This is a genomic window from Aeromonas sp. S18(2024) (genome assembly GCF_041402525.1).
GTDB lineage: Bacteria > Pseudomonadota > Gammaproteobacteria > Enterobacterales > Aeromonadaceae > Aeromonas > Aeromonas enteropelogenes.
Genome location: NZ_JBGLQV010000003.1, coordinates 333314 through 346381 on the forward strand (window position 1 = coordinate 333314; position 13068 = coordinate 346381).

General features: G+C 59.8%; 12 protein-coding genes. All 12 read right to left on the reverse strand.

The window, feature by feature from the left end; translation table 11 throughout:
- Positions 1-169: 169 nt before the first annotated feature.
- Positions 170-532 (reverse strand): DUF2750 domain-containing protein, encoded by a 363-nt coding sequence (locus ACB034_RS07695; RefSeq protein ID WP_026456412.1) that lies wholly within the window; start codon positions 530-532, stop codon positions 170-172.
- Between the two features lie 112 nt (positions 533-644).
- Complete coding sequence (locus ACB034_RS07700) at positions 645-2276, reverse strand: methyl-accepting chemotaxis protein (RefSeq protein ID WP_371172516.1); 1632 nt, start codon at positions 2274-2276, stop codon at positions 645-647.
- 154 nt (positions 2277-2430) lie between these two features.
- Complete coding sequence (locus ACB034_RS07705) at positions 2431-3735, reverse strand: inosine/guanosine kinase (protein ID WP_026456414.1); 1305 nt, start codon at positions 3733-3735, stop codon at positions 2431-2433.
- A gap of 186 nt (positions 3736-3921) precedes the next feature.
- Positions 3922-4308, reverse strand: coding sequence for an MAPEG family protein (locus tag ACB034_RS07710; protein ID WP_371172517.1), 387 nt, complete (start codon positions 4306-4308; stop codon positions 3922-3924).
- Positions 4309-4348: 40 nt separating this feature from the next.
- A complete protein-coding gene (gene hemH, locus ACB034_RS07715) occupies positions 4349-5323 on the reverse strand; it encodes a ferrochelatase (RefSeq protein WP_042069607.1) in 975 nt (324 codons plus the stop codon).
- A gap of 93 nt (positions 5324-5416) precedes the next feature.
- Positions 5417-6061 carry an adenylate kinase gene (gene adk / locus ACB034_RS07720; protein ID WP_042029209.1) on the reverse strand — a complete coding sequence of 215 codons (645 nt, stop codon included), beginning with the start codon at positions 6059-6061 and terminating at the stop codon, positions 5417-5419.
- Positions 6062-6361: 300 nt separating this feature from the next.
- The gene (locus ACB034_RS07725; RefSeq protein ID WP_042029277.1) at positions 6362-7120 is read right to left on the reverse strand and encodes a tRNA-(ms[2]io[6]A)-hydroxylase; all 759 of its coding nucleotides are present in this window, start codon (positions 7118-7120) and stop codon (positions 6362-6364) included.
- 184 nt (positions 7121-7304) lie between these two features.
- Entirely contained in the window at positions 7305-8825 is a 1521-nt protein-coding gene (gene purF / locus ACB034_RS07730) for an amidophosphoribosyltransferase (protein ID WP_371172518.1), read from the reverse strand.
- A 21-nt stretch (positions 8826-8846) separates the two neighbouring features.
- Complete coding sequence (locus tag ACB034_RS07735; RefSeq protein ID WP_042069609.1) at positions 8847-9335, reverse strand: CvpA family protein; 489 nt, start codon at positions 9333-9335, stop codon at positions 8847-8849.
- Between the two features lie 187 nt (positions 9336-9522).
- Positions 9523-10818 (reverse strand): serine--tRNA ligase, encoded by a 1296-nt coding sequence (gene serS, locus ACB034_RS07740; RefSeq protein ID WP_371172519.1) that lies wholly within the window; start codon positions 10816-10818, stop codon positions 9523-9525.
- A 304-nt stretch (positions 10819-11122) separates the two neighbouring features.
- A complete protein-coding gene (locus ACB034_RS07745; protein WP_371172520.1) occupies positions 11123-12460 on the reverse strand; it encodes a replication-associated recombination protein A in 1338 nt (445 codons plus the stop codon).
- On the reverse strand, positions 12460-13068 hold the full coding sequence (gene lolA / locus ACB034_RS07750; RefSeq protein ID WP_371172521.1) for an outer membrane lipoprotein chaperone LolA: 609 nt from the start codon (positions 13066-13068) through the stop codon (positions 12460-12462). The genes ACB034_RS07745 and lolA overlap by 1 nt, the downstream gene beginning before the upstream one ends.

Below are 13068 nucleotides of genomic sequence, written 5' to 3' on the forward strand. Positions count from 1 at the left end.
TGGCAAAAGGTTGATGATGGACCATCGCCTGCGCGGGTGCAAAGGCAAATCCCCCTTTGGCCCTCATTATGCCCACAGGATCATAAAAAAGACCGGCATCCTCGCGGATACCGGTCTCATCATTGCTTTGCTACGACACCGGATGTCGGCGTCGTCAATAGAGGCGCCTTCAGGCGTCCAGTTCAACCAGCGCCTTGGCCAGTTCGATGGGCTCCAACTCCTGGCCTTCCAGATCGGCATTCCAGTTCGGGCCCACCAGCACATCGTCATCGTCCAGATCGTTGATCCAGATGTCGAGAAACTCTTCCAGGTCGATCACTTCCGGCTCATAGTCGGCCCACTCGTCCACACAGTGCAGACGGGCATCTTCCTCGGCGGACCAGAGCGGCATCACATCGGCATCTTCGAATTCGGCAGAGCGGCAGACCACCCAGTCTTCACCGTAGCGCAGACCCCAGACCTGACCCGACTCGCGGACTTGTTCAACAAACAGCTGGAAATTGGCGTCAAGATTGTCAGTTAATTTGCTCATGGGGCTCTCTCTTACAGGCGGCTGGCCAATACGGACCAAGAATGGGGCAGATGGTGTCGCAAAAGCCCCCCAGACTCAAGTCAAATCCCTAAAAAGACGGGGGATACCCCCATCAAGTACGATATCGCACCACCAGGGTACTCAACTCATCGCTGGTTTGCGACAAGGAGCCGGCCGCCTGACCGGTACGCCGGTTCTCCACCAGGGCCTCGCTGGCCAGTTGGGTAATGGCTGACAGGCGCTGGGTGATCTCCTCGGTCGAACTGCTCTGCTCACCGGCCGCCCCGGCAATTTCGCTGTTCATCGCCAATATGGTGCTCACTGCCTCGTCAATATTGCCGATGGCTCCTTCCGCATCCCCGGCTTTCTGTGCCGTCGAGCGCGACAGTCGCTGCAACTGTTCGATGCCGGTCGCCACCTTGCCGGCACCCTCCTGCAAGCGCTGGATCATCTGCCGGATCTCGTCGGTAGAGCTGTGGGTGCGAGTGGCCAGGGTACGCACCTCATCGGCCACCACCGCAAAGCCCCTTCCCTGCTCACCGGCGCGGGCCGCCTCGATGGCCGCGTTGAGGGCCAGCAGATTGGTCTGCTCGGCCACCCCGCGGATCACGTCAAGCACGGAGCCAATCTGCTGCGAGTCCTGCTCAAGGCGGGCCACGGCCTGTACCGTCTCCTCCATCTCGTCCGCCAGCTGTCCTATGGTGGTGATGGTCTGGGCCACAATCTCGCGGCCATGCTGGGCCAGCTGGCGTGCCGATTCTGCCGCCTGTGCTGCTTGCTCGGCATTGAGGCCGATGGCGCGGCTGCTGCCGGTGATCTGCACCATGGCCGCCGCCACCCGCTGGGTGTCCTGTTCCTGATCGGTCACGATGGCACTGGTGCGTGCCACTACTTGCTCAAGCTGCCGGGCCGCATCCTTGTTATGGCTGGTGATCTGCTGGGCACGACCGATCAGCTGGGCCATCTGGTTGGCAAACTGATTGAAGTTGGCCGAAAGCAGACTGAGTTCATCACGACCGCTCTCGGGCAGGCGAAAACGCAGGTCCCCCTCTCCCCTGGCCATGTCACCCAGGGCAGACACCGACTGGGATAGGGGCATCACTATGCTGCGCCGGATCAGGGTCGCGGCCGCGAGCAGCAGCACCGCCAGCAGGGCGCCTATGCCCATCAGGGTACGCAGTACCTGCTGGTATTGTGCCTCCACATCATCCACATAGATGCCGGTGCCGATGATCCAGTCCCAGGGGGCAAACTGCTTGACGTAGGAGATCTTGCGCACCGGCTCATCGACGCCGGGTTTGGGCCAGTAGTAGGCCACCTCGCCGCTCCCGTTTTGCTGCTTGACCCGCTCGACGAAGGCGACAAACAGCTTGAGCCCCTGCTTGTCCTCCACCCCCGAGAGATCCTGACCATCGAGCTCGGGCTTCATGGGGTGCATCACCATGGTGGGATGGCTGTCATTGATCCAGAAATAGTCGTTCTGGCCATAACGCAGTTTTTGTACGGCGGTCAGCGCCAGTAGCTTGGCGTTCTGTTCGTCCAGCCTGCCCTGGCGCACCTGCTCTTCATAGCTGGCGACCAGGCTATAGGCCGTCTCCACCTGTGAACGCGCCTGGTTGCTCTTCTCCGCCATCAGCCCCTGGTAATAGACGCGCAGGCAAGCGAACAGCAATAAGCCCAGCACGGCGACCACCATCAACACCATCAGCATCAAGCGATGGCCAATACTCCATTGCCTCAACATATCGTCATCCTGACAAAATACATTTTGTTAACAAGGTATGCTGACGGCTTCATCCATGTCCATGGTCATCACCAAACGACATCTAAAAACTTGATCCATCTCGAAAAAACAAAAGGCGCCTGATGGCGCCTTTGCATTCAATACGGTGGGAAAATCAACGCTCCCAGTACACCTCTTCCAGACTGTCCTCTTTCTCCGGCAGACCGCGGGAGAGACGGGGGCTGCTCTGGGCAAGCACCTCGTAGCTGACCCGGTTGGCGTATTTGCACACCTGGGCCAGGGAGGAGTAGGTGAGAAACTCGGAGATGTGCTTGGCGGAGTTGGGCACGTTCATCCGGTGGTAGGAGTTGGCTACCATGTCGTGCAACACGGCGGAAAGGGCACCGTCCCCCGCACCGTTGGTGTTCTTGATCTTCTCCGGGCCACCCATGTAGGGGGAGATGTGGGAGTAGATCCGCATCGGCTTGCGGCATTTGCTGCGTGCCATCGGGCGGCTGAACTCATACATGTTGAACTCGGGGATCACCCCCGGCAGCAGGGTATGAGTGGTCTCGCGCTTGTAGTCCTCGTCGGTGTAGCTCGCCATGTAGAGGCCGATGGGGCCGGCGGTGCAGAGCACCATGTCAGCCCAGTCGAGGGCCTTGTCGGCGGCACCAAGGGGATCGGCGATGCCGGTCAGGGCCTCGCCCTCGTCCTCGTTCATCGCCAGCACGGTCACGTTCTCGGCGATGAATTCGCGCCACCACTGGGGATTCTCGTCGATGACGAAGCGGGTACCCAGGGTCAGTACCACGGGGATGTCAGCCTCACGGGCATAACGCACCGCCGTCATGGCTGCTTCCTTCATGGGGTCGCCATCGTCACCGCGTACCAGATAGGCAGTGATCACCAGAGCTGAGGCCCCCTTGATCACCTCTTCGGGGATGTGGCGCACGTCCAGCTGATTCATCTTGCCGGCATTGATGCCGAAGCTGCGCTCGCCACACTCGGTGATGAAGGTGAAGCAACGACCGATGGGGCCGTCCACCGGCTGCAGATAGTCGAGGTTGACGCGAGAAGAGGTGTTGCACAGATAACGGTAGGCATAGCAACCGATCCGGATATCCTGGCTCATTACCCCCAGCAGGATGGAGTGGGAGTCGGCCAGTACCGAGTAGTTGTGGACCGTGTTGCCGATGGTACCGCCGGCAAATTCGCTCACCACCATGTTGTTGGCCTTGAGCTCGTCGTAGATGCGCTCGGCCACCTCGTCGGTGATCACCACAGAGTGGCCCTTGCTCAGACCATAGCGAGCCAGAAAGTCATCATCCACATGGGCTTCGATGTCAACCAGGGTCTGATCGATACCCACGACATAGGCTTTGCCCAGTTCGGTGAGTTGGGCGCTTTGCGAGATCAGGGGATCACGGCGATCGACAGGGAAGTAGTGTTTGGACTTGCGCTGACCGGGAAATTTCATGGCAATGTTCTGTGCTCTGGGGAAAAGAGGGGCGGGATTTTAACACAATCAGCCGTCCCGAAAAGTCGCTCTGATTAAATTATGGGGTCAGTATAGACAAGGGCTGCAGGGGAAAACGTTTATTCTTCGCCCAACAAAAAACCACCTCGCCGGGAGGTGGTTTTTGTGTACCCAAGGAGGCTCTTTTCAACCCGCCGACAGCAGCAGTGCCAGCACCGAGAAGAGTCCCAGGGACAGCCAGAACAGCAGGGTGCCAAACAACCGCGGCAGATTGGGGGCCTTGGGGATCTGCATGCCGATGGCATGGAGCACCCGACCCGCCAGCAGCATGCCGCCGCCAAGATGAAGCCACAAGGCCCCCGCCCCGGCCAGCTCGCAGAGGGCCATCAACAGCAGGGTCAAAGGAACATACTCGGCAAAATTGCCGTGGGTGCGGATCGCCGCCAGGAGCTCTGGCGCCTCCCCTTCCCCTATCATCACCTTGAACTGGGCCCGGCGTTTGACCACCCAGAAGGAGAGCAGCAGAAACAAGAGCCCCAGCAAGCCTGCATAGAGCAGAGTGATATGGATCATGCGATCGCTCCTCGTTGATGCATCCTAATACCAACCTTCCTTATGCCAGCTCGCGACAGATGAGGGAGACCATCATGCGGATATGGGCCTGATCACTGTTAAGGGCAGGAATATAGGCAAACTGCTCGCCACCGGCTTCCATGAAAGCCTCGTGGTTTTGCACCTGGATCTCCTCCAGGGTTTCGAGACAGTCGGCGGCAAAGGCCGGACAGATCACATCCAGCCGCTTGATGCCGCGACCCGGCAGGCTGGCGACGGTTTCGTCCGTGTAGGGCTTGAGCCACTCCTCCTTGCCAAAACGGGACTGGAAGCTGGCCGTCCACTGCCCCTGCTCCAACCCGAGCGCCTCCGCCAGCAGGGCGGCCGTGGTGCGGCACTGCTGGCCGTAAGGGTCCCCTTCCTGCTCGTAGCGCTCGGGGATGCCGTGGAAGGACATCAGCAGATGTTCCCCCTGACCGTGCTGCTCCCAGTGACGGCGCACGCTCATGGCCAGCGCCTGGATGTATTCCGGGTGGGCGTGGTAATCGCGGATGAGCCGCACCACCGGCAGGTTGCGTTCTTTTTTCATCGCCTTGGCCCAGGCATCGAACACGGAAGCCGTGGTGCTCACCGAATATTGCGGATAGAGCGGCAACAGGATCACCCGGTTGACCCCCTTGGCCTTGAGCGCCTGCCAGCCATCCGTCATGGAGGGAGAACCATAGGTCATGGCCAGCTCCACCGGTACATCCACCCCTTCCCGCTTGAGCTCCTGCTCCAGCGCGGTGCGCTGCTGCTGGCTGATGACCATCAGGGGTGAGCCCTGATCGGTCCACACCTGCTGGTACAACTTGGCCACCTTGGGCGAACGGGTCGGCAAGATGATGCAATGGAGCAGCGGGCACCAGAGGTAGCGAGGCAAATCGACAACCCTGGGGTCATGGAGAAACTGGCTGAGAAAAGCTTTGACGGCGGCGGTAGTGGGGGCGGCTGGGGTGCCCAGATTGACCAGCAAGATGCCTGTTTTCGTGGTCACATTGGCTTCCTGTCTATCTGTCGTGATGCAAAAAGGGCCCATCAGGGCCCTTCTCTTAAATTACCTGATGGTACAGGGTGTCATCGACCGGGCTCAGCCCAGGATGGCGGCGAGCTGCTGGCTCACCAGATCAACCGGCTGGGTGCCGTCGATCTTGACGTAACGGGTGTTGCCCGCTTCCGCTTCTTTGCCGTAGAAACCGATGAGCGGTGCAGTCTGCTGATGGTATACATCCAGACGCTTGCGCACTGTGGTCTCTTCATCGTCAGCACGGATCACCAGATCTTCGCCGGTCACGTCATCCTTGCCTTCCACTTTCGGCGGGTTGAACACCACGTGGTAAGTACGGCCGGAGCCGGAGTGAACGCGACGACCGCTCATGCGCTTGACGATCTCTTCGTCCGGCACGTCGAACTCCAGCACGAAATCAACGGACACACCGGCATCCTTCATGGCTTGCGCCTGAGGAATGGTGCGCGGGAAACCGTCCAACAGGAAGCCTTTGGCACAATCGGCCTGGGCGATACGCTCTTTGACCAGACCGATGATGATGTCGTCAGAGACCAGTTGACCTGCATCCATCACAGCCTTGGCTTTCAAGCCGAGCTCGGTGCCCGCCTTGATTGCGGCACGCAGCATGTCGCCAGTGGAGATCTGCGGAATACCGTGTTTTTCCATGATGAATTGAGCCTGGGTACCTTTGCCGGCGCCCGGAGCCCCCAACAGAACAATGCGCATACACGCTCCTATTGATTGGTTATTCAAATCTTGCGAAGGCAAAAAAGTACACGGTTTCGCCCGCTTCTACAAGGGTGCCCCGCCTGAATGAGTAATTAATCGCCTTAAAAATGCAGGGCATACGCCGCCAGGCTGAACCGTAGGCCGAAAGGTAAGTGATTAAACATTCACCATGGGTGCTGGATGGAGAGGCAAAAAACAGATAAAAAAATCCCGGCTAGGGGGCCGGGAATTGCGCTCAAAGAATACTACTTGTCGCTCGTAGTAGGAACGAGGCAATAGTAGTTGGCCCCCGTTGCGTCAACAACTGTCAGAAGTGACAGGAAGACCGCTATGAAACCGGAACTGGGGATCCGGAGAGCAGATAAGGTCGGCCTCCAGCCTGCCGAAAAAGGCCACCCGCTCGCTGATGTCCTCTCCTGCATAGAGCTCGGCCAGCGCCAGATAATCCTGATAGTGGCGCGCCTCGGAGCGCAGCAAGGAGACATAGAAGCGACCCAGCTCCTCGTCCAGATGGGGGGCCAGCTTGGCGAAACGCTCGCAGGAACGGGCCTCTATGTAGGCGCCGATGATCATTTTGTCGACTATGGTGGCAGGCTCGTGGGTGCGCACGTGTTGCATCAGGCTGCGGGCATAGCGGGAGGCGGTCACGGGCCCGTAGGGGATGTCGCGGGCCGCCATGATCTCCAGCACCTGCTCGAAGTGGTGCAGCTCCTCCTGGATGAGGCGCACCATGGGAAACAGCAGCGGATTGCGCGCCAGCTCCTCGAACACGGTGCGATCGGACTCCCCCATAGTACGCTTGCCAAGGATCTCCGCCTTCTCGGGGATGGCGTCCAGCTCGCGGTAGAATTCCAGCTTGGGCAGCAGGTGGCGCTTGCCCTTGGGCAGGCAGTAGCGGCGCACCAGGCTGTGAGCGGTGAGCGCAGCCTTGTTCTCGCAGTTGGCATGATCGATGAGCAGGGTCGGCAGGTGGGCGGGATCCCGCGCCATCTCCACCCACTCATCCGGGGTCTCACAGTGCAAAAACTGGCGCACGGGGGCTAGCAGATCATCCATCTGAACTCTCATCTGATCGGAAAACATGGCAGGCGCCTATGCTAGCGGATCCCGCCGTCACAGCCCACCCCTGCACGCATAAGCGCCGCTTTTTCAAACAGATATCCCCTGCCCTCCTCACATACGGAAACAACAATGGGGGCCAGGGCCCCCATATCATCATCTTTAGCAACGGAGAAAACGTTTAACTGCCTTCGTTAAAAATTTCCAGGTTGCTGGTGCCTTCGTGCCACTCGCGTACCGCCTTGCTGTCGTCGTTGCGCAGGGCGTTCAGGTGGTCCAGATAGGATTGATCCACGTCGGCGGTGACATAGTGGCCATTGAACACCGAGGTCTCGAAGTGGCGCAGCTCCGGGTTGATCTCCCGTACCGCGGCTTCCAGATCTTCCAGATCCTGGAAAATCAGACCGTCAGCACCGATCAGGGCACACACCTCTTCCACTTCCCGACCATGGGCGATCAGTTCGTTGGCGGTGGGCATGTCGATGCCATAGACGTTGGGGAAGCGGATCTCGGGGGCGGCGGAGGCAAAGTAAACCTTGGCGGCACCGGCTTCTCGCGCCATCTGGATGATCTGCTCGGAGGTGGTGCCCCGCACGATGGAATCATCCACCAGCAGCACCTTCTTGCCCTTGAACTCGGAGCTGATAGCATTGAGCTTGCGACGCACCGACTTCTTGCGCTGGGTCTGGCCCGGCATGATGAAGGTACGGCCGATATAGCGGTTCTTCACGAAGCCCTGACGGTACGGCAGATCCAGGGTGTGGGCGATCTCCAGCGCCACGTCGCAGGAGGTCTCGGGGATGGGGATGACCACATCGATGTCGAGATCTTCCCACTCGCGGGCAATCTTCTGGCCCAGCTTGTGACCCATGTTGAGGCGGGCGGCGTAGACCGAGACCTTGTCGATGAAGGAGTCGGGACGGGCGAAGTAGACATATTCGAAGATGCAGGAGCTCATCTGCGGGTTGTCAGCGCACTGCTCGGAGAAGAGCTGACCCTGCTCGGTGATGTAGATGGCTTCGCCCGGGGCGACGTCACGCACGGTTTCAAAACCGATGGCGTCGAGCGCCACACTCTCGGAGGCGAGCATGTACTCCACCTGACCCTGTTCGTCCTGACGACGGCCGAGGATCAGCGGGCGGATGCCGTTCGGATCGCGAAAACCGATGAGACCGTGGCCAATCACCAGGGAGACCACCGCATAGGCACCGCGGATCTGCTGATGGGTCTTGCGTACCGCGGCGAAGATGTCCGCCGGGGCCAGCGCCATCTTGTCACACAGATCCAGCTCGTGGGCCAGCACGTTCAGCAGCACTTCGGAATCCGAGGTGGTGTTGATGTGGCGACGGGCCACCTTGAACTGCTGCTCCTTGAGCTCCTTGGCATTGGTGAGGTTGCCGTTATGGGCCAGCACCATGCCATAGGGGGAGTTCACATAGAAAGGTTGGGCTTCTGCCGCACTGGAGCTGCCTGCGGTGGGATATCTGACATGACCGATGCCGATGTTCCCTTGCAGACGCTGCATGTGGCGCACTTCAAACACGTCCTTCACCAGGCCATTGGCCTTGCGTTGCCGGAAGTTTCCACTGTCAATGGTTACGATCCCGGCGGCATCCTGTCCCCTGTGCTGCAACACCGTCAAGGCGTCGTAGAGGGCCTGATTGACCGGAGTGGTGCCTACTATACCGACAATACCACACATGTCTTTGCTACCTCGAAGTCACTATACCTGTTTAAGAAAACTCGATGAGTTCAGCATGAACCCGAAAAACCACTGGATGACCGGCTTGAACTCGGGCACCAGTTTGGAGGCCTGCCACCAGTCGCTCTGGGAGAGGCTGGTGAAGGTATCCATGAAAAAAAGCAGGGCACTGACGATCAGTACCCCGCGAATTGCACCGAAGCAGACCCCCAGCACCCGATCGGTACCCGAGAGGCCGGTCTTGTCCACCAGCAGGCCCACCACATAGTTCACCACGCTGCCGAGGATCAGGGTCGCCACGAACAGGGCGGCGATGGCCAGACCGTTGCGCACCAGGGCATCGGAAAAGGAGGTGAAATAAACGGCGAGATCAGGATAGAAATGGCTGGCAATGAAGAAGGCGACAAACCAGGTGACGAGTGACATGGCCTCCTTGACGAAGCCGCGCACCAGGCTGATGAGGGCAGAGAAACCGACGATACCGACGATGGCGTAATCAATCCAGACCATAGAAAAAGATGTCCTGCGAAATTGCGGCGCAGTCTAACAAAAACGATTGCGCAATGCTTGATAAAATTGTGTTACATGTTCAAAGAAGCGCCGGTTGCGCAGATTTATTCACGATAAAAACGGTTGACCGGCGCCAAAATGCACAACGCCATGGCATGGCCATGGCGTTGTCGTTACCAGCGTGAACTTAACCTATATGGGTCAGACCGCCCATGTAGGATTGCAGCGCTGCCGGGATGGCGATGCGACCGTCTTCCTGCTGATAGTTCTCGAGCACCGCCACCAGGGTACGGCCCACCGCGAGGCCGGAGCCGTTCAGGGTGTGGATCAGCTGCGGCTTGCCATCGACACGCACGCGAGCCTGCATGCGGCGCGCCTGGAAGTCGGTGCAGTTGGAGACGGAGGAGATCTCACGGTAGGTATTCTGGGCCGGCAGCCACACTTCCAGATCGTAAGTCTTGGCGGCGCAGAAGCCCATGTCACCGGTGGAAAGAGCCATCACGCGATACGGCAGCTCCAGCAGCTGCAGTACCTTCTCGGCGTGGCCGACCATCTCTTCCAGTGCATCCCAGGATTTTTCCGGGTGAACCAGCTGGACCATCTCGACCTTGTCGAACTGGTGCATGCGGATGAGGCCGCGGGTGTCACGACCGTAGGAGCCCGCTTCGGAGCGGAAGCAGGGGCTGTGGGCGGTCATTTTGATGGGCAGTTCCTGCTCGTCGAAGATCTCGTCGCGGGCCATGTTGGTGAGCGGCACTTCGGAGGTCGGGATCAGGGAGAACTTGCGCACCTTGCCCTCTTCTTCCCCTTCCCCACCGATGCCAGTGTTGAACAGATCTTCGGAGAACTTGGGCAGCTGACCGGTGCCGTACAGGCTGTCCGGGTTGACCAGATAGGGCACGTAGCACTCGGTGTAACCGTGCTGCTGGGTATGCAAGTCCAGCATGAACTGGGCCAGGGCGCGGTGCAGACGGGCAATCTGCCCCTTCATCACCACGAAACGGGCACCGGAGAGCTTGACGCCGTTCTTGAAGTCGACGCCCTTGGCCGCTTCGCCCAAATCCACATGATCGCGCACCGGGAAATCAAACTCGCGCGGGGTGCCCCAACGGCGCACTTCCACGTTGTCGTTCTCGTCGCGACCGACCGGGGTGGTCTCGCTCGGCAGGTTGGGGATCATGTCGGCGATGGTCTTGAGCTCGGCCAGCAGGGCCTCCAGCTCGACCTTGCTGGTTTCCAGCTCTTCGTTGATCTTGGTCACTTCGGCCTTGAGGGGGGCAACATCTTCACCACGACGGGCAGCTTCACCGATGGATTTGGAGCGGGCATTGCGCTCGGCCTGCAGCTCCTGGGTACGGGACTGCAGATCCTTGCGTTTCTCTTCCAGAGCATTGACAGCCGCTACGTCCAGAACGTAGCCACGTGTCGCCAGACGAGCGGCAGCTTCTTCAATGTCGCTGCGCAGATATTTGGGATCCAGCATGGTTTACCTACTTTTTTAAAATGGGATCTGGGCCTGAGTCATCATGACGGGCTTGGAAACAGATCCGGAAGTTAACATCGGTTGGCATACCCCAATCGTCTTCAGAATCGGACCCGGAGGATCGGGTCGTCGAAATCAGGAAGATGGCACCAGGCCAAGACAAACGGGGTCAGAGGGGCAGTGTAGCAGACCGCCCCCCTGCCCGAACAGGGACTATTTGCCTCGTTTTCGCGACGGATCACGCCAAGGGACCCAGATTATTCAAGGGGTTGGCCAATTTTCAGGCAATATGCTCCCGCAGGGGTCAGGGGCGCCGTTTATTGGGACTCTGTCGGTCCAGATCATGGAGATAATCGAGCTTCTGGGCGATCTGCTTCTCAAGGCCGCGATCGGTGGGCTGATAGTACCGTTTGCCGGCAAGCTCGGGCGGGAAATACTCCTCGCCGGCGGCATAGGCACCGGGCTCGTCGTGGGCATAACGGTACTCGGCGCCATAGCCGAGCTCGCTCATCAGCTTGGTCGGGGCGTTGCGAAGGTGCACCGGCACCTCGAAATCGGGCAGATTCCTGGCATCCACCAGCGCCGCCTTCCAGGCGGTGTAGACCGCATTGCTCTTGGGCGCGCAGGCGAGGTAGACGATCGCCTGGGCGATGGCCCGCTCCCCTTCCGCCGGTCCCACGCGATGAAAACAATCCCAGGCGGACAGGGCCACCTGCATGGCGCGCGGATCGGCATTGCCCACGTCTTCTGAGGCAATCGCCAGCAGGCGGCGGGCGATGTAGAGGGGATCGCAACCGGCGCTCACCATGCGGGCATACCAGTAGAGGGCCGCATCGGGGGCCGAACCGCGGATCGATTTGTGCACCGCTGAGATGAGGTCGTAGAAGTGGTCGCCCTTGTTGTCAAAGCGCGCTACGTGCTCCCCCACCACGGCGGCGAGCAGAGCGCTGTCGATCTGCTTGTGGCCGCTAGCGTCCTGTTCGGCCATGTCGGCCAACAGCTCCAGATAGTTGAGGGACTTGCGCCCGTCCCCATCCACCGCCTTGGCCAGTGCCTCCTTCACCCCGGGGGCGAAGGTGAGCGCCGGATCATTGAGGCCACGGGGATCCGTCATCGCCTGATCAATCATGGCGAGGATGTCATCCTCTTCCAGCCTTTTGAGCAGATAGACCCGGGCCCGGGAGAGCAGTGCGTTGTTGAGTTCGAACGAGGGGTTTTCGGTGGTGGCACCGATGAAGGTGATGGTGCCATCTTCAATATGAGGCAGGAACACATCCTGCTGGCTCTTGTTGAAGCGGTGCACCTCGTCCACAAACAGGATGGTACGCACGCCACGCCAGCTGTTCTCCTTCGCCTTGTCGATGGCGGCGCGGATCTCCTTGATGCCGGAGGTGACGGCCGAAACCCGCTCCACCTCGGCCTGGCAGTAGTGGGCCACCAGCTCCGCCAGCGTGGTCTTGCCGGTCCCGGGCGGCCCCCACAGGATCATGGAGTGGCAGTGGCCCGCCAGGATCGCCTTGCGCAGGGGCTTGTCGGGCCCGAGGATATGCTGCTGGCCGATATACTGGTCGAGGTTTTGCGGCCGCATCCGGGCCGCCAGCGGACGAAAATCCGACGAGAAATCCAGCGACAGATTGCTCATCAGCGTTGATCGTCCAGCTCGACCCCCTTCGGGATCTTGAACACGAACTCGCTGCCCTTGAGCACCGGCTTGCGGTTGAAGCTGCTCAAAGTGAACTCGCTCCACTGCCCCTGGGCCTCTTTCACGTCGAAGCGGCTGATGTTGTCCTGGCGATCGAAAGTGACGCGGAAGGAGGCGATCAGCTCATCCTGGTTGCGGCTGGTGACGGTATAGACATCCCCCTGCCGGGTCACGTCATAGTTCTTCCAGAATTTGTCGTCATTGCCCGCGATCAGGATGAAGGGGGTATTGAGCACCGCATCTTGCAATTTGAGGGCGGTGACCTGCTCGACGAAGGGGTCATAGACCCACACATCCTTGCCGTCAGCCACGATCAGGCTCTCGTCCGGTGAGGTGGTGTGCCAGTTGAAGCGATTGGGGCGCTGCACCAGCAGGGTGCCGCTGACCTTTTGCAGCTCCTTGCCCTTGCTGTCGTAGACGGTCTGGGCAAACTTGGCGGAGAAGAGGCTCACCCCCGCCAGTTTCTGCTTGAGATCGCTGGCCGCATCGGCCCACGCCTGGCTGCTGGCCACCAGCAGCACGGTTCCCATCAACAGTTGTTTTTTCAT

Bases quoted from the DNA above. Each gene is read 5' to 3' on its own strand.
- ACB034_RS07705 (WP_026456414.1), bottom strand. From the start codon at position 3,735: ATGAAATTTCCCGGTCAGCGCAAGTCCAAACACTACTTCCCTGTCGAT.
- serS (WP_371172519.1), bottom strand. From the start codon at position 10,818: ATGCTGGATCCCAAATATCTGCGCAGCGACATTGAAGAAGCTGCCGCT.
- ACB034_RS07710 (WP_371172517.1), bottom strand. From the start codon at position 4,308: ATGATCCATATCACTCTGCTCTATGCAGGCTTGCTGGGGCTCTTGTTT.
- purF (WP_371172518.1), bottom strand. From the start codon at position 8,825: ATGTGTGGTATTGTCGGTATAGTAGGCACCACTCCGGTCAATCAGGCC.
- lolA (WP_371172521.1), bottom strand. From the start codon at position 13,068: ATGAAAAAACAACTGTTGATGGGAACCGTGCTGCTGGTGGCCAGCAGC.
- adk (WP_042029209.1), bottom strand. From the start codon at position 6,061: ATGCGCATTGTTCTGTTGGGGGCTCCGGGCGCCGGCAAAGGTACCCAG.
- ACB034_RS07700 (WP_371172516.1), bottom strand. From the start codon at position 2,276: ATGTTGAGGCAATGGAGTATTGGCCATCGCTTGATGCTGATGGTGTTG.
- ACB034_RS07745 (WP_371172520.1), bottom strand. From the start codon at position 12,460: ATGAGCAATCTGTCGCTGGATTTCTCGTCGGATTTTCGTCCGCTGGCG.
- ACB034_RS07695 (WP_026456412.1), bottom strand. From the start codon at position 532: ATGAGCAAATTAACTGACAATCTTGACGCCAATTTCCAGCTGTTTGTT.
- ACB034_RS07735 (WP_042069609.1), bottom strand. From the start codon at position 9,335: ATGGTCTGGATTGATTACGCCATCGTCGGTATCGTCGGTTTCTCTGCC.
- ACB034_RS07725 (WP_042029277.1), bottom strand. From the start codon at position 7,120: ATGGATGATCTGCTAGCCCCCGTGCGCCAGTTTTTGCACTGTGAGACC.